We start from the raw sequence: 17,145 nt of genomic DNA on the forward strand, positions 1-17,145 counted from the left end.
CCCGTTTCGCGGGGAGACAATCACACGCATCTTGCAGTTAGATTGGTATAAATGCCAGCCTGAAAAAACTTAGAAATATATTCGATCTTTTTCGGCTGGCTAAAAAATGGGAATGTCATCATGGATATTTTACGCAGCTTATTGGGTGTGGTGCTATTGCTTTCTCTTGGCTATCTATTCTCAGTCAATAAAAAAAGAATCAATTTACGTACAGTAGGGGCTGCATTATTTCTCCAAATAGCGCTTGGGGCGATTATGCTTTATATTCCTGCGGGAAAATGGTTGATTAATAATGTGGCTAATGGTGTTAATGCGGTTATTGCTTACAGCTCGGCAGGAAGTTCATTCATCTTTGGCAGTTTAGTTGGCCCTAAAATGAATGAGCTGTTTGACGGTGCAGGGTTTATTTTTGCATTTCAAGTATTGCCAGCGATAATTTTTATTACCTCACTAATATCTATCCTTTATTATCTTGGTATCATGAAATGGATCATTAATATCTTGGGATATGCGTTCCAGAAATTGATGAGAATTAGCAAAATAGAAGCTTTTGCGGCAGTAACAACAATATTTTTGGACAAAATGAATTGCCGGCCGTTTTAAAGCCCTTTGTCAACAAAATGAACCGCAATGAGCTTTTCACGGTGATGTGTAGCGGCATGGCGTCGATTGCCGGTTCGATGCTGGTTGGCTATGCCGGATTAGGCGTCCCGATAGAATATCTTCTGGCTGCATCATTGATGGCGATCCCTGGCGGTATTTTATTTGCCCGTTTACTCAGTCCAGCGCTGGAGCCTTCACAAGTCCAATTTGAACACATTTCATTTAGTGAAAAGCGGCCAGCCAGTATTATCGAAGCCGCTGCTGGTGGTGCTATGTTAGGGCTAAAAATCGCGGTTGGCGTAGCAACGGTGGTCATGACCTTTGTTGCCCTGATAGCGTTAATTAATGGCCTTATCGGTGGTTTTGGGGAGATGTTCGGCTGGCAAGGCGTAAGTTTGGAAAAGCTGTTTGGTTATCTTTTTTCACCGTTAGCTTACATCATGGGCGTTAATTGGGAACATGCAGATTTAGCCGGGAGTTTGATTGGGCAAAAACTGGCAATCAATGAATTTGTCGCTTATGTAAACTTTTCTCCCTATTTAAACGATCCGGTGGTGGTTCTGGATGCTAAAACCATTGCTGTTATCTCATTTGCGCTTTGTGGTTTTGCCAACTTTGGCTCGATTGCCGTTGTGGTCGGGGCTTTTATTTCGGTCGTCCCTGAACGGACATCAGATATCGCCAGACTTGGCCTTAGAGCATTGCTGGCCGCGACTTTATCCAATCTTATGAGCGCCACGATTGCAGGGATGTTTATGAGTTTATCGGGCTAATCCCTATCCATTAATCTGAATAGGAGCTAACATGTTTTAGGTGTTAGATAACTCACAGTAAGTTTTCCGCATTTCAATATACTATACCAATCTAACTGCAAGATGCGTGTGATTTTTTCCCACGAAGCGGGGGAGACATCAAGTGTCATAAATTGCAACTTGCAGTTTAATGCGTATAAAAGAAATCAGGATAACTTGGTATTTCGATAAGTAGGAGCGTGCATATGTACAAAACTATTTTAGTACCAGTAGATATTTCAGAAGAAGATCTAACCAACAAGGCCGTTGACTGCGCTCTTAAAATTGCCAGGGAAACAGGGGCCAAATTACATTTTTTACATGTATTACCTATTTCATCGGCGATCATTAATGCTTATGCACTCGGCTATATGGAAATTAAGGACAAGGCGACTATCAAGGCAGAACAGGACTTGAAAAAGCTGGTTGATTCCATTGAATTACCAAATCGTCAGATCTCCTATTCGATTGCATTTGGTTCACCAAGAGACGAAATTACAGCTACGGCGGATGAAATTGGTGCTGATTTGATTGTTATCGGCTCAAGACGACCTAATATCACGACGCATTTGTTAGGCTCCAACTCTGCTGGAGTTGTCAGATATGCAAAAACATCTGTATTAGTAGTGCGATAATTATTGATAGTGAGAATGATAATTTGTTGATTTTACTGCTTTTAACTGATGCTCAATAGCTAGCGGTTATATCCGATTACAGGGGTGTATGTATGTATAACACGATTTTAGTTCCAATTGATATTGTGGAAGATATATTAACTGATAATGCAATCAAACATGCTGAATATTTAGCAAAGATATCTAATGCCAAGGTTCATCTTTTTCACTCTGTGCCAGATATTTCCCGATTTTCTGTGAATTATAGTTACCACTATGATTTATTGAGTGCTTTTGCCAAAAAAGCAATAGCAAATTCTGAAGAGGAACTGAAAAAAGTCGTAGAACGCATTGATATACCTAAAGATAGGGTATCATTCTCTGTTGCCTTCGGCTCTCCGCGGGATAAGGTACTGTCTACAGCGCGTGAGATTAATGCAGATTTGATTATTGTCGGCTCCCGTCGGCCTGATATCTCAACTCACTTATTAGGTTCCAATGCGTCGGGCATTGTAGGATATGCTAATATCTCTGTTTTGGTTGTGAGATAACCGATGGCATCAAAAAACCGTGCTTGGATATATCCCCAATGAATTTCAAGTTATCAATGTGATTGTTTATACCTCCCCGCATAGCGGGGAGGTATAAGACACATCTTGAAAGACGATTGGTATAGCACGGTTTATTTGAGTTATGGCAAACTACAGAGAAAAATTTGGTTAATCAGAAAACGAATTCAGTGTAATATCTAACTGATTCTTACCGGCAATAATAATCTGAATTTGTAAATTGTTTTCTGAACTGTTAGTGGTAATGACGGTCACCTCTTCATTCCCTGAATATTTCTTGACAACGTCCAGTAATTCTTGCTCAAGTTGTTCAGTTTTAGTGCTAATAGTCATTTATCCTACTAAATTCAATTAACTATTTTAGGGATGTCTTAATATTATCCAAATAATTGGAGCTCAATAGTTTAATAAACTTAATATTTTGTCGCTTAATATGCCAATAAAATATGTTAGTCGGTAGATTATACGCATTAAACTTCAAGTTGCAATTTACGACACTATATGAAATTACACGCATCTTGACGTTAGATTGGTATAAATCATCTTATATTATCAATTGCGTTAAATAATGTGTTGATGTTTTCCTAATCGTTAAAGGGGAAATCGACGAATAATATTTGTCATTTTAGGGTATTGTCAGGCAGGATAATATACGCATCAAACTTCAAGTTGTCTATGAAGCCCGATATCTCCCCGCGAAGCGGGGAGATATCATATGCATCTTGAAGCGAGATTGGTATAGATGGATGTTATGCACAATAAATAGGTATTATTTTGAATAGTAAAATAGGCCAGTTGGCACGTTATCTTTTGGTTTTTGGATTAACCCTCTCTTTTCATGCATGGAGTGCACCGACCAGCTTCGAACAAGCTAAAGTTGAATTAAGAAAAAATGTCTATAACGGACAAACAAAATCAGGCATAGGCACACTATATTGTGGCTGTGATTGGCAGTGGGTTGGCAAAAGTGGTGGGCGTGTTGATCTGGCTTCTTGCGGTTACCACGTTAGATCACAGCAAACAAGGGCTGCACGTATTGAATGGGAACATATGGTGCCCGCTTGGGTATTTGGGCATCAGCGGCAATGTTGGCAAAATGGTGGGCGAAAAAACTGCGTTGAAACCGATCCTGTATTTCGCATGATCGAATCAGATATGCACAACCTGGCGCCATCCATCGGTGAAGTTAACGGTGATCGCAGTAATTTTGGTTACGGAATGCTTGCCAAAAATATACCTAATATGTATGGCTCATGTAGCAGTAAGGTGGATTTTAAATCACATTTGTTTGAACCACGCGACAGAGTAAAAGGTATGGTTGCCAGAGTCTATTTCTATATGCATGACCGCTATAATTTGACTATGTCACGCCAACAGCAACAGTTGATGATGGCGTGGGATCGCCAGTATCCAGTGGATGCCTGGGAGCGTGAAAGAGATAACCGAATCGCCAAAATTATGGGGCACCATAACCCCTTTGTGACTGGTAGCAAAAAGTGGGAATTGGGGCAGAGCCGTGCGTCAAAGCAAAATAATTTTCATGCAGGAAATAGCCAGATATCAACCCAAGGGGTGACCCCAAAAACGGCGCAAAATGAGGGCATTAAGGGAAATAAAAATAGCCAGATTTATCATTTTGCACACTGTGCGGGTTATAAAACAGTAGCAGATAAAAACGCAATTTACTTCCACTCAGAAGCCGAAGCTAAAAAAGCGGGATATCGCCTGGCAGGTAATTGTAAAACTTAACCATTGAGCTTGTCTTGACATCCTCCCCGCCCTAAAGGACGGGGATTCCTACAGCGTTCAGACCGAAGCCTGACTCACCTCGGTGGGTTCCTGCTTCAACGGGCGGTCTGACTGCACCATCCCTCCACAGGCAAGCACGGCATGTCCTGCCGCTAAAATATTACGTGCGGCGTTTACATCCGCGTTCGCGCTGTAGCCGCATACCTGACACACGAATTGACTTTGCGTCTGACGGTTTTCTTTCGCCGTATGACCACAGCAGGCACACCGCTGGCTGGTGTATGCCGGAGGTATCGCCACTACCTGACCACCGCGCCAGAGCTGCTTGTACTCAAGCTGACGGCGCATTTCATGCCAGCCTTGATCCCGTATCGAGCGGTTCAAGCCTGATTTGCCTCTGACGTTTCTTCCGTGCTTCTCTGCCGTGCCTTTTGCCGATTTCGACATGTTACTGACCTTCAAGTCTTCAATGACGATCATCGCGTGGTTTTTGCTGATTTCACTGGTGACTTTGTGAAGGTAGTCGCGCCGGATATTGGCAATGTGCGAGTGCAAGCACTGGATTTTCCGTTTTTGTTTCTGCCAGTTTGCGCTGAATTTTACTTTGCGACTCAACTGCCGCTGGAGTGTTGCCAGCTTACGTTGGTTTGCTTTGAAGCTGCTTACTGGCTGATATACCGTGCCATCTGAAAGCGTGGCAAGTTTTGTTACTCCGGCATCCAGTCCGACCATGGATTCTGCATTGTGAGCAGGGTCAGTCACTTCGTATTCAGTCTGGATACTGACGTACCATTTGCCGCATGACTGGCTGACCGTGACGTTTTTCACTTCGCCAATGACTTCACGGCTGTTGCGATAGCGTATCCACCCTAACTTTGGCAACGAGATTCGACTGTTGGGCTGATCGAGCTTCACGCCCTGCGGGTAGCGGAATGAGTCATGTTGACCACGTTTTTTGAAGCGGGGGAATGCAGCCCGCTTCTGGAAGAAATTTTTGTAGCCGCGCTCCAGATCTTTCAGTGACTGCTGCAACGGTTGCGAGGGAGATTCTTTCAGCCATTGTGTTTCAGGTACGGATTTCCACTCAATCAGCCATGAAGCCATTTTGGTGTAGGGGAGATATTTATTCCCTGCTTCATGGTTCTCATTCTGGAGTGCCAGTGCACGGTTAAAAACGAAGCGACAAGCCCCTGCGAAGCGTCGCATATCGCGCTCCTGCTGACCATTTGGTCTTAACTGGAATTTGAAGGCTTGAAGTCGTTTCATGACTATCATTATACTTTGGTCTATGACAAAAGAAACTGATATTCGACGCGGAAGACACGGTGTTTTCCTGATGCACGTCCACTTGGTATTCGTCGCCAAGTATCGACGAAAGATATTCGATCTGGATGCCATCGAAAAGCTACGCAGCTACTTTAGCAGCGTATGTGCTGATTTTGGTGTTGAACTGGTTGAAATGGACGGCGAATACGACCACGTGCATTTGCTGATCAACTACCCGCCAAAGCTCGCAGTATCGAATCTGGTCAACAGTCTTAAAGGCGTTTCCAGCAGGCTGCTTCGGCGTGACCGTCCAGATATTGCTCTACGCTATTACTACAAAGGCGTTCTGTGGACACCGAGCTATTTTGCAAGTAGTTGCGGAGGTGCGCCGATCTCGATCATCCGGCAATACATCGAGCAGCAGAAAACACCAGGTTAGTCGGAAAACCGCGCCTTATATCCCCGCCCTGAAGGACGGGGTTTTACGGCGCACCTGATAACATCGATGTTAAGACACCGTAAAGTGAGGCTAACGATAAGGTGTGCAACTATGGGTAGACAGAAAGCAGTGATGAAATCTCGCCGTGAAGTCAGAAGAATGTTAAAAAGGGAATCACGTTATCGGGATAACGATAATGTCACTTCACTGGTGCAGCTAGGAGGTGTGGAAGCTATCGGAATGGCGCGTGAAAGCAGGGATACTTCAGAAATTATGCCGCGCAGCGAAGCGCAGTATCGTTATATGCGGGCGATCAATAACAAGCAATTGATTATTGCTAATGGTGAAGCGGGTTGTGGCAAAACCTACGTTAGTGCCGTAATGGCGGCCGATGCCTTAATCAATAAAGAGGTTGATAAAATTATTGTGACGCGTCCGGTATTACAGGCAGAAGAAGATCTTGGTTTTCTGCCAGGAGATATGGCAGAGAAATTTGCCCCTTATTTCCGTCCGGTTTATGACGTGTTATTAAAACGTATGGGAACTTCATTTTTGCAATATTGTTTGCGTCCTGAAATTGGCAAAGTAGAAATTGCCCCTTTTGCCTATATGCGAGGAAGAACATTTGAAAATGCATTTGTGATCCTTGACGAAGCGCAAAATGTTACCGTTAATCAAATGAAAATGTTTTTAACGCGGTTAGGAGAAAATGTAACCGTGATTGTAAATGGTGATATTAGCCAGTGTGATTTGCCAACAAATATCGCATCAGGATTGGTGGATGCATTAAAGCGGTTTTCTGATGACGAAGCTATCAGTGTGATCCATTTCTCCCAACAAGATTGTATTCGCTCGAAATTATGTCAGAAAGCATTGATGGCTTATGGTTAATAACCAATAAATTCCAAATTGTATACCAATCTCACTTCAAGATGCATGTAATTTCTCCCCGCTACGCGGGGAGATATAAACAATCACATTGATTTCCAAGCTGGAATTTGAAGTTGGATTGGTATAGACACGTGATAAATAAACAAAACCCCAGTTAATTTTGTGGCTGGGGGATATTATGTTTGATGGTATAGCAAGATTCCCCTATATTCCGCCAAAATCAGGCAAAAATTGGATTTAATTCGTTACATCGTGGCGCGGGCATCCTTGCCCATAGAGACGCAGGATAGATTTAAGCAAGCCCATCAAAGGCTAAAAATCAGTGTTGCAAAAATGGGGTGACCATAGTTTTCCTATTTTATAGCCATAAAATTTATCAAATAAGTTTCACATCTATACGGTGTTACCCTTGACCAGAGATCCTCATTTGTCATATTTATTCAAAAATCAATTTGATTGAAATGGATACCAAACGAAATTGGATAGGAATTTATTTTTATGAAACAAATAAATTGTAAAAAGTGTCAGGGAGAAATGGCACGTAACGATCAAACATGCCCACATTATGGGGAGAAAAACGTAAGCAAATTTAAATCGGATACTGCAACAGTAGGAGCAACTATTTTCGTTCTGTTTTGCATCATTACCTACTTTCTTTTCAGCGATATTGTTACCAACAGCCCTGACAAGCAAACTGCATCCACAGATGATAATCATTTTCCTTTCAAAAAAATGCATGAGCTGGTGACGGGGGATTTCTATAACTGCTTAAGCCAAAACTATTCGACAAAACCGGGGCAGCTAAAACTTGATGAAATTCTTGTGTGTGACAAAGATTTCAGAAAAGATGCAAAAACACCTCATGAATTAATCAACTTGGATAATTTTGTTTCAAACTTTAGCCGCGAGGATAATTCGTACAAACCCTTAGAAAAAGTCATTAAAAGCAATATGTTTGATGTTTCGAGTTATCAACATGTTGCAACAACCTACCGATTAGTCTTCAATCAACACCAGTCTTACGCTATCGTACAAACTACATTCAAAGGTAAAAGCATATTTGAAAGGATAGTAGAAAATTCTCGTGCGGCGAAAGTAGATATAAAAACAGGCGAAATTATAGCGCTAATACCATACGTGACCGTATCAGATGCGGGACTGATTGTCATGGAAATGCTGCCTGAGTAATAAGTTATCAGCTGATAAGTACAGTAAGCCCATACAGCGATCTGAAGCGGGCATTTAACCCGCTTTTTCACACAAAGCTGGCAAACAAAAAAAACAGCTTTACCGGCAACTTCAGCTATTCTGAAAATCTTTGTTACGATCAAGTAGCACCGATAAAAAAGACGTTCTGGCAAGTTTATGTGTGTTGGGTGTCATGGTGTTGATGAGTTGATATCTGGTTAAACAAGATAAAAATCCGCCCGACAGGGCGGGGAGCAGTTACAGCCAGGAGGATGTCAATCAACTCGGTTTAAATGCGACTAAATCAATTAAAGCAGATATACCAGAATGACCAGTCCCTTCTTGGAGTTCAGTATCATATTCATCCAACTTGAATATGTTGAAATCCCCAAACATTTCTTCCAGTAACGCCCGTGTGTAACAATATTCAGGTTCCCTCGGCCCACCAGTTCCATATTCTATCTGCTCTGGTCTATAACCCTGCATCAGTATCACCCCGCCTGGGCGCAGCGTCGTTTTCATTCCTTCGAAGATTCGCCTGCGCATAGCAGGTGGTGCGAACTGAATAAAAATGGCAACAACAATATCAAACTGTTCTGGAATCCAGCGCCAATTTTCTATGTCAGAGAGTTTGAAATTAACCGACACATCCTTAAGCGTAGCTAGTTTTTTCGCTTTTTTCAGACCTTCTGCGGACATATCGAAAGCCGTCACATTCAGCCCCTGCGAAGCGAGCCAGATGCTGTTTCGGCCTTCGCCATCCGCGACAGATAACACTGATTTCCCCGGTGATAGCAGGTGCTTACAAGAGGTAAGAAAGATGTTCGGTTCGGTACCGAAGATGTAATCAGAGCATGAATACCTTTCGTTCCACATCAGTAATTTAACCTTATATTTAAAAATTACTAACAAATAACCCCGCCTCAAGCAGCAAATGATTTAAGTTTATATGTCGCAAGCAACGGGGAATTCAACCCAAAGAGATTAAACACGATATCCGGTAGATTTATTTTTTGTCATACCCCCTATATTTACCATAACGTCCGGTTGAAAAGTTTATACGCATTAAACTTCAAGTTGCAGCTTGCAAATCAATGTGATTGTTTATATCTCCCCCGCGTAGCGGGGAGATATAAGACGCATCAATTCAAATACCGTGTCAGTTATTAAAAAAGTGAGTTATCACTTGACCTTCATCCCCGCCATTGTCATTAGCGCGCGGAATAACGTAGATACGGCGTATAAAGCCAATACGCTGCAAAACCAAATTGTTACCATCCAACCCAAACGCTTCCATAGTGAAGGGCGTTGTGGTGCTGTTTTAATGGTAGCCTTGTTCATGAGTGATTTTTCCTCGAAAGACATAATAACTCCAAAAGGTATAAGTCAAAATGATCGGGATGATGAACAGCGCACCTACCAGCATAAAGCCCAATGATTGAGGCGGGGAGGCAGCCTCTTCATAGCTAATAGAAGGAGGGATAATGTTCGGCCAAATGCTGATCCCCAATCCAGTAAAGCCCATGAAAATCAATAACAGTGCTGTCAAAAATGGGGTGTAATGGCTTGAGCTTGGGTTAGATTTCAATAGTTGCCAGCTCGACCACAATACCAACAGTGGTACGGGCATGAAGAAAAATAGATTCGATAGACTGAACCAACGTTCAGCAATCGTTGAGTGAGCGAGTGGTGTCCAAATACTGATAATGGCAATAATGGCTAGCATCAGCAAGGTCAAGGCGGGCAGAACACGATACATCTGTTGTTGCAGATGACCTTCGGTTTTCATTACCAGCCAGCCACATCCCAATAAGGCATAAGCGATGACGAGGCCAATTCCACAAAACAGAGGAAAAGGAGCCAGCCAGTCAAAATGGCTACCGATATAAACACGATTTTCGACAGGAAAACCGGCAATAACGGCCCCAACGACGATACCTTGCATAAACGTGGCGAGAATTGAACCGGTAATAAATGCCTTATCCCAGAGATGTTGGTGTCTTGGTGTGGCTTTGAACCGAAACTCAAAGGCTACCCCACGAAATATCAAACCTAATAACATAATAGTCAATGGAATTGCCAGTGCATCCAAAACGACGGCATAAGCCAGTGGAAACGCACCAAATAACCCTGCACCTCCCAGCACCAGCCAGGTTTCATTGCCATCCCAGACGGGAGCCACAGAATTCATCATCAAATCACGATCGGATTGCTCCTTAACCGCTGGATATAAAATGCCGATCCCAAGATCAAAACCATCCATCACGATATACATCATGGTACTAAATATAATGATCAGGAACCAAATGAGAGGAAGATCAATACCCATTTACTGACTCCTTATTTGGGACTTGTGGAAGCCCTTTACGGATGAGTTTCATCATATAGGCGTAGCCCACGCCGAATACGGCGCCATAGACGACAAAGAAAATAAGCAGGCTGATGCTCATGTGGATTTCACCGTGTGCTGATACCGCATCTTTGGTACGCATTAAGCCGTAGACGACCCACGGTTGACGGCCAATTTCTGTGGTAAACCAGCCTGCCAGGATCGCGATAAGTCCAGAAGGTGCCATCAAGAGCATAAAGCGGAGAAAGAGCGGGTTTTCATACAGACGCTTTTTATGACGTAACCATAACCCCCAGACGCCGGCAAGGATCATCAAAATGCCTAATCCCACCATGATGCGGAATGACCAAAACACCATAAAAGCATTTGGGCGATCTTCTGGGGGAAATTCTTTCAGTGCTGGAACTTGCTTATCCAGACTGTGTGTCAGAATCAGGCTGGCAAGATAGGGGATCTTGATTGCATAACGTGTCTCTTCCGCTTCCTGATTAGGAATGCCAAATAAAATGAGTGGGGTGGCTTCACCAGGATGGTTTTCCCAATGACCTTCCATGGCAGCGATTTTAGCTGGTTGATGTTTTAATGTATTCAACCCGTGCATATCGCCAATGATGGCTTGCAATGGGGCAATAACCAGTATCATCCACATCGCCATTGACAACATTTTTCGCATAGCGGATGAATCATTGCCTTTCAGCAAATGCCAGGCAGCAGAAGCCGCAATGAAAAATGCTGAAGCCAGGAATGCCGCTGTTCCCATATGCAGTAGACGATAGGGGAAAGAGGGATTGAAAATCACCGCGAGCCAATCAACAGGAATAACCTGATTATCTATAATTTCATGGCCTTGTGGTGTCTGCATCCAGCTATTAGAGGCCAATATCCAGAATGTCGAAATAATCGTGCCGAGCGCCACCATACAGGTTGAGAAAAAGTGTAGTTTTTCTCCGACCCGATGCCAGCCAAACAGCATGACACCAAGGAATCCAGCCTCAAGGAAAAATGCGGTCAGTACCTCATATACCAACAACGGGCCGGTAATAGAGCCGGCAAAATCAGAAAAGAAACTCCAGTTGGTGCCGAACTGATAGGCCATCACCAAGCCGGAAACCACGCCCATACCGAAATTAACCGCGAAAATTTTTGACCAGAAGTGATATAGCGTTTTGTAGTCCGTATTACGTGTTTTAAGCCATAAACCTTCCAATACCGCCAGAAAGCTCGCCAAGCCTATCGTAATGGCTGGAAATATAATGTGGAAAGAAACCGTAAATGCAAATTGTATCCTTGCGAGTTCAAGGGCATTCAACCCTAACATAGTGACCTCTTATTGAAATCTTTGGATAAATAGCCTTTCAAAATGATAGGCGTATTCCTTACCCCGCGCTCCGCGCGGGGTAAGGAACTCCAACATCTGATACTCTCAGTATTATGAAAACCTATTTATATGGATAAACGAAGTTAGAAGGTATAGACAAGTAGAACACAAGGTATTTTGGTATAATAGTGACAATTTTTTGTTTATTGACTATAACAGTTTTGAGTGAAAGTCAGTCATATGATGTGTTGTGAGTAATGAGTGCTATTTGAAAAACAGGTACAGATGGTATTGAGAGTATTTCACTGACATTTTAAAAAATAATAATCTAAACAATCCTATTGGAGTAGGATTTCATCTTATTCTAATAATTTATTGTGACTATATTGACACGTTATCATCACGATGATATGTTAATTTTAAGTTAATTATTTGTGGTTTTTGGTTAGTGTCCGTTTCAGTTGAAATCGATTAATTTTGTAATGATTTTTAAATTCAACAAGTTAAAACTTATTAGTATTATAAGTATTTGTAGTTTTTTATTATTCTAATTTTATATAAGGAAATAATAAAAATGATTTATAAAGATATGAAATCGACGTCAGTCGTATGTAAAGTCAAAATACCTATTGTTTTGGATAACGACATAAATAAGAATGCTATTTTTTATGGTTTTGATAATTTTTCTGATGGAAAGGAACACATTGCTATTGCTTTTGGTAATATTGAAGGAAAAGATAATATTTTAGTGAGAATTCATTCAGAATGTTTGACCGGTGATGTATTTAATTCACAATGCTGTGATTGTGGTCCTCAATTGCGTGAATCATTAAGAATATTATCAAATTACGGTGGCATTTTATTATATTTAAGGCAGGAAGGACGAGGAATTGGCTTACTTAATAAGCTAAGATCTTATGAATTGCAACAACAGGGTATGGACACTTATGCAGCTAATAATAAATTAGGTTTTCCTGATGATTTAAGAGACTATCAACCTGCGGCTGAAATGCTTAAAATATTGAATATAAATAGTATCAGGTTATTGACTAATAATCCTGATAAAGTCACACAAATAAAAAAATATGGAATAAAAGTAACGGAAGTAAAAAATACCGGATGCCATTTAAATGAAAATAATGTTAGTTACTTAAAGGCAAAAAAAGAACATACTTATCATAATATTACCATTAATGGATTAGGAGAGATGTAAATGAATGTTTTATTCATTAATGGAAGTCTAAATAAAAGTTCCAACACAAAGGCACTAATTAATTATTTTTCATCATTGTTTGATGAAAGTAATCATGTTTTTTACTGGTCTTTTGAAGACACGCCTTTGCCTTTTATGGATCCAGAGTATTATGGTTGTGAAATTGAACAGCATCCAAATAAGAATGTACGTCAATTTATTACTGCTATTAATACCTCTGATATTGTGATATTTGCTAGCCCAACTTATCACGGTACGGTCAGCGGTGTATTAAAAAATGCATTTGATCATTTGGAAAAAGGGATATTCGCAGGTAAAGCGATTATTGTGGCCAGTGTTGCCGGTGGAATAAGAAGTAGTACACCGACATGTGATGCTCTTCGCTCTATTGTCAGGGCATTAGGGGAAAATTGTTTAATAGAACATATTTCTGCTGGTGGTCCAGATTTTTCACAGAAAGCAGAAGTTATTGAACTCGTAAATCAAAATGTCCAGGAACGCTGTCGTTCTGCTATCAATGAACTTTTTAGCCAGAAATAAATAGGAAAGACTATGTACAGTGATAGAAAAATAACATCAGTAAATCATCATGGTGCTTTCAAAATGAAGGCTCTCGGCATATTAGATAATTTTTTGCCATTAGTCATTAATACTGATCTTATTCAAGTTCCATCACGTTTTCAGGGCGGTGGCAAAATATTTGTTAAACTAGAAAATCAAAACTATGGCAAGACTATTAAGGCCCGTACCGTATATGCCATGATGTCTAAGGTCATCGCTGAACAATCATCAGATGAAGAATTGCGGAATGCCCATATCCTTGAATATACGGGAGGCACATTAGGTGTTTGTCTGGCTAAGCTTTGTCGGCAGATTGGTATTAAGTTAACATTAGTTCTATTGGATAAAACGGCTGAATCTCTTCAGCAACAAATGGTAGACAGTGGTGCTAATCTGATTAAGGTTCCGGCTCAGTCAGGATTCTATCAGGTAATTGAAGAAGCCAAAATATTGGCTGCAAAAAATCCGATGTTTACTTTTCTTTTTCAGCATGAAAATCCGGCTAATCCTGAATTTCACCGAACACAGACGGCCACAGAAATTATTGACCAGCTGAAAAGTCAAGGGGAGCAGGGAATTTATGCTTGGTGTGCTTCTATGGGTACCGCTGGTACTTTAATGGGAACAGGGCGAGGATTAAAAACAGTCTGGCCACAGTGTAAAATATATGGCATTACTCCTTCAGAACAACCTTATAGTAGTTTTAGTGAACCAAATGGTTTGCCTAAATATTTGGGATCCGGCGGTGTAGGTTATGGTATTAAGCAGAAATTTATCAAAGAGTATGAAGATCTTGTCACAGGGCATTTTCACTACAGCTTTGAACAAGCTATGAATGCCGTAAAACAAATTTATTCCCTGACGGGTTTGAAAGTAGGCTCATCTTCAGGCGCAAACTGGCTGGCTGCCACCTTGTTAGCTCGTGATCTACAAAAGCATGAATGTGTCGTTACTGTTTTTCCTTCTGGAACAAACAATGACGAATGGTCAAAAATCGTCCCGCCACATTAATCATGGGATAGTCTAAGTCTGGGTAATTAATTCGATAGAATTTCTGAAACATCTCTGGCCGGCGCAATCATCATGAAAAAACCATTATTACTCCTCGATCGTGGGGGAATTGGACAATATTTACGTAAAAAAGATTCTAGTTCTACTATAGAACGTTCTCAGTTCTATGTTGTAGTGATTACAAATGCTTCAAAAATATCTCAGTTTTATGAAGCATTTTATGATGAGATTCATCTGTGGGATACCGATAATGATGAAGTCGGCCTCATCGCATTTGCGATGGAACTTCATGCTAAGACACCATTTCATAGAGTTATTGCTTGTTCTGAACGTTTATTGCTGGTTGCAGCTCAATTACGGGAAATGATGGACTGTGAAGGAGATCGCTACCGAGATATTATCGGTGTTCGCGATAAAGCGATTATGCATGATATTGCAAGAAATAGCGGTATCAAAACACCACAACAGTGGCTGGCAAGTGATTATGAACGTTGCGCTTCTGTTTTATCTACAAAAGAGTCATTAATTCTTAAACCGAGAAGAGGTATGGGATCGCGTGGAATATATCACGCAAAAGATGCATCCGCTTTTTTCTTGATCATTGATAAGCTTAAAGCGCACTCCATTGATTTAGACAGTTATTTGATTGAAACTTATATTGAAGGCGGGGTTTTTCACATTGATTCTGTTATTTCCCATGGCAATGTTATTTTTGAAATTGGCTTTGAATATCTCTCCCCACCAATGCAATTCACAGATTCCAAGCCGCGAGCAGCTATCATGTTGTCAGCCCCTGAAGTGGCTGTAGCTATTTATCAAGCTAATCGGCAAGTTATCTCAGCCTTTAATATTCAAGATGGTGTTACACATACTGAATTTTTTTACACGCCATCAGGTGAAGTTGTTTTTGGTGAAGTGGCAAAGCGAGTTGGTGGTGGTGTGATTAGCGAAGCTGTATATCAGCTATCAGGGATTGATCTCAATACGTTCATGATGCAATTCCAGTTAGGTAAACCTATTGATTTTACTGTTACCCAAGAAACCCAATATGGAGGATGGCTGAAATTTCATCCACGTCCGTTGAAGATTTCTAATTTATCTGATGTCAATGAATTTTCTGATGAATGGATTAAGTTTGCTGTTAATAAAAAGCAAATCGGCGATTTACTATCAATCCCTTATATGACAGGAGATTCTATTGCTGACTTTGTTATTGAAGCTCCAAATGAACCCTTGTTACGCGCGAGAATTAATAATGTGATTAATAGATTCAGATGTGAGTAGTCCTATGAAAAAGAAAATAGCATTAATAGGTGGCTGGGATAGTCTTATCAATTTAGTAATTAATCTAGGGCATGAACTTTACCTCTATTATTTTGATGATGATAGTTTCAGTGATATTAATCTTAAGTGCTGCAATTTGGCGATGAAGCTATCACATCAAAATCAATTAGAAGAGATAATTTCTTCTCACTGTCAGCAATATTGTTTTGATGTCATCTATTCGCATAAGGAGATTTATCAGGAAAAAGCCTCTCTTCTGGCTGAAAAACTGGGAGTCAAAGGAGGAAATTTTCATGCTGTACACACTTTCAGAAACAAATTTGCTTTCAGGAGATTATTGAGCCAGTTATTGCCCAAATATTCTACGCCATGGATGGAGGTAAATACACGAGCAGAAGTAAAAGCATTTCTGGCAGAAGCGCAAGGTTCAATTATTCTCAAACCACACGATGGTATGGGAAGCTCCAATATCAAAGAGATCTGTACCGAAAATGAAATCGAGGAGTTAACGACTTTTCCTTTACTAGCAGAACAGTTTATTTATGGTGACGAATATAGTGCGGAATTTATTTCAATAAATCGGCGGCATTATCTTGTAGGTATTACAGAGAAAATGACCTCGGGTAATCCCTATTTTTTTGAAATAAGTCATACATTTCCTGCTGCTTTGTCAGAAAGCAAGCAGAATAATATAGGTAATGTGATTTGTACTATGCTGGATTTGGCAGGTTATCAAAATGGAGCTTCTCATACTGAATTCAAAATACAAAATAAGCAGGTAGTGTTAATCGAATCTCATACCCGAGCAGGAGGTGATAAAATTCCCATTCTGATTAGTAAGATAACAGGTTATGATCTTGTAAAAGAAAACCTGAATAGCATTGTGGGGGACGTAGTATCTCTTCCGACTAAAATAAATAACCAACAACAAATGTCTATTATTTATTTTTTTGGTGATGGAGGAAAGTTGAATAGCATAGAATTTTTAGATAATATTCGAGATAAATGTGGAGATAAGTTGTTTTGGCTGAAATTTAACTACCGGTTAGGTGATTTGTTACCAAAAACAATTAATTCATTTACTCGATATGGTTTTGCTATCATTTCAAAATCTAACAAGCAGTTTATGAATGAAATAAGAGATTTTTTTAATATTAATAAATTTCTCAAAAATAAATCATCAAAAACATAGAATATATCAATCTAATTTCAAGATGCGTGCGATGTCTCCCCCGCGAAATGAGGAGACATCAAGCTTAATATAATGTTGTAAATTGCGACTTGAAGTTTAATGCGTA

The 17,145-nt window shown here is 40.6% G+C and carries 17 protein-coding genes and 1 pseudogene; 12 read left to right on the forward strand and 6 right to left on the reverse strand.

Annotated features, from left to right (window positions below; all coding sequences use genetic code 11):
* Nucleotides 1-120: 120 nt before the first annotated feature.
* From WDV75_RS08890 to WDV75_RS08900, 3 genes and pseudogenes are all read left to right on the forward strand, one after another.
* A pseudogene (locus WDV75_RS08890) lies at nt 121-1,376 on the forward strand (NupC/NupG family nucleoside CNT transporter).
* A gap of 224 nt (nt 1,377-1,600) precedes the next feature.
* Nucleotides 1,601-2,029 (forward strand): universal stress protein, encoded by a 429-nt coding sequence (locus WDV75_RS08895; RefSeq protein WP_189759747.1) that lies wholly within the window; start codon nt 1,601-1,603, stop codon nt 2,027-2,029.
* 92 nt (nt 2,030-2,121) lie between these two features.
* Nucleotides 2,122-2,559, forward strand: coding sequence for a universal stress protein (locus WDV75_RS08900; RefSeq protein WP_189759746.1), 438 nt, complete (start codon nt 2,122-2,124; stop codon nt 2,557-2,559).
* A 168-nt stretch (nt 2,560-2,727) separates the two neighbouring features.
* Here the strand turns inward: WDV75_RS08900 and WDV75_RS08905 are convergent, their stop codons facing one another.
* Complete coding sequence (locus tag WDV75_RS08905) at nt 2,728-2,910, reverse strand: hypothetical protein (protein WP_189759745.1); 183 nt, start codon at nt 2,908-2,910, stop codon at nt 2,728-2,730.
* A gap of 441 nt (nt 2,911-3,351) precedes the next feature.
* On the opposite strand from WDV75_RS08905, the gene WDV75_RS08910 reads away from it, so the two are divergent.
* Entirely contained in the window at nt 3,352-4,326 is a 975-nt protein-coding gene (locus tag WDV75_RS08910) for an endonuclease (RefSeq protein ID WP_273571856.1), read from the forward strand.
* 57 nt (nt 4,327-4,383) lie between these two features.
* Here the strand turns inward: WDV75_RS08910 and WDV75_RS08915 are convergent, their stop codons facing one another.
* Nucleotides 4,384-5,592 carry a transposase gene (locus WDV75_RS08915; RefSeq protein ID WP_338860734.1) on the reverse strand — a complete coding sequence of 403 codons (1,209 nt, stop codon included), beginning with the start codon at nt 5,590-5,592 and terminating at the stop codon, nt 4,384-4,386.
* A gap of 22 nt (nt 5,593-5,614) precedes the next feature.
* Between WDV75_RS08915 and tnpA the strand changes: the two genes are divergently transcribed.
* The 3 genes from tnpA to WDV75_RS08930 all read left to right on the forward strand — a co-directional run bounded on the left by tnpA (nt 5,615) and on the right by WDV75_RS08930 (nt 8,110).
* On the forward strand, nt 5,615-6,031 hold the full coding sequence (tnpA, locus tag WDV75_RS08920; RefSeq protein WP_338861193.1) for an IS200/IS605 family transposase: 417 nt from the start codon (nt 5,615-5,617) through the stop codon (nt 6,029-6,031).
* Nucleotides 6,032-6,142: 111 nt separating this feature from the next.
* Entirely contained in the window at nt 6,143-6,922 is a 780-nt protein-coding gene (phoH, locus tag WDV75_RS08925; protein ID WP_273571551.1) for a phosphate starvation-inducible protein PhoH, read from the forward strand.
* Nucleotides 6,923-7,420: 498 nt separating this feature from the next.
* Nucleotides 7,421-8,110 carry a hypothetical protein gene (locus WDV75_RS08930; protein WP_273571553.1) on the forward strand — a complete coding sequence of 230 codons (690 nt, stop codon included), beginning with the start codon at nt 7,421-7,423 and terminating at the stop codon, nt 8,108-8,110.
* Between the two features lie 279 nt (nt 8,111-8,389).
* Here the strand turns inward: WDV75_RS08930 and WDV75_RS08935 are convergent, their stop codons facing one another.
* The 4 genes from WDV75_RS08935 to WDV75_RS08950 all read right to left on the reverse strand — a co-directional run bounded on the left by WDV75_RS08935 (nt 8,390) and on the right by WDV75_RS08950 (nt 11,778).
* On the reverse strand, nt 8,390-8,887 hold the full coding sequence (locus WDV75_RS08935; protein ID WP_338803012.1) for a class I SAM-dependent methyltransferase: 498 nt from the start codon (nt 8,885-8,887) through the stop codon (nt 8,390-8,392).
* A 405-nt stretch (nt 8,888-9,292) separates the two neighbouring features.
* Nucleotides 9,293-9,475, reverse strand: coding sequence for a DUF2474 domain-containing protein (locus tag WDV75_RS08940; protein WP_420497551.1), 183 nt, complete (start codon nt 9,473-9,475; stop codon nt 9,293-9,295).
* A complete protein-coding gene (gene cydB / locus WDV75_RS08945) occupies nt 9,432-10,439 on the reverse strand; it encodes a cytochrome d ubiquinol oxidase subunit II (RefSeq protein WP_273571558.1) in 1,008 nt (335 codons plus the stop codon). The genes WDV75_RS08940 and cydB overlap by 44 nt, the downstream gene beginning before the upstream one ends.
* Nucleotides 10,429-11,778 (reverse strand): cytochrome ubiquinol oxidase subunit I, encoded by a 1,350-nt coding sequence (locus tag WDV75_RS08950; protein ID WP_273571560.1) that lies wholly within the window; start codon nt 11,776-11,778, stop codon nt 10,429-10,431. Before WDV75_RS08950 ends, cydB begins: the two co-directional genes overlap by 11 nt.
* A 574-nt stretch (nt 11,779-12,352) precedes the next feature.
* Between WDV75_RS08950 and ribA the strand changes: the two genes are divergently transcribed.
* The 5 genes from ribA to WDV75_RS08975 all read left to right on the forward strand — a co-directional run bounded on the left by ribA (nt 12,353) and on the right by WDV75_RS08975 (nt 17,039).
* Complete coding sequence (gene ribA / locus WDV75_RS08955) at nt 12,353-12,991, forward strand: GTP cyclohydrolase II (RefSeq protein WP_273571562.1); 639 nt, start codon at nt 12,353-12,355, stop codon at nt 12,989-12,991.
* Nucleotides 12,992-13,531 (forward strand): NADPH-dependent FMN reductase, encoded by a 540-nt coding sequence (locus tag WDV75_RS08960; protein ID WP_273571564.1) that lies wholly within the window; start codon nt 12,992-12,994, stop codon nt 13,529-13,531.
* Between the two features lie 12 nt (nt 13,532-13,543).
* Complete coding sequence (locus tag WDV75_RS08965; protein WP_273571566.1) at nt 13,544-14,563, forward strand: pyridoxal-phosphate dependent enzyme; 1,020 nt, start codon at nt 13,544-13,546, stop codon at nt 14,561-14,563.
* A gap of 72 nt (nt 14,564-14,635) precedes the next feature.
* Nucleotides 14,636-15,847, forward strand: a complete 1,212-nt coding sequence (locus WDV75_RS08970; RefSeq protein ID WP_273571568.1) for an ATP-grasp domain-containing protein — start codon at nt 14,636-14,638, stop codon at nt 15,845-15,847.
* Between the two features lie 4 nt (nt 15,848-15,851).
* Nucleotides 15,852-17,039 (forward strand): ATP-grasp domain-containing protein, encoded by a 1,188-nt coding sequence (locus WDV75_RS08975; protein ID WP_273571570.1) that lies wholly within the window; start codon nt 15,852-15,854, stop codon nt 17,037-17,039.
* Nucleotides 17,040-17,145 lie beyond the last annotated feature (106 nt).

Source organism: Xenorhabdus griffiniae (assembly GCF_037265215.1).
In the GTDB taxonomy this organism is placed as follows: Bacteria; Pseudomonadota; Gammaproteobacteria; order Enterobacterales; family Enterobacteriaceae; genus Xenorhabdus; species Xenorhabdus griffiniae.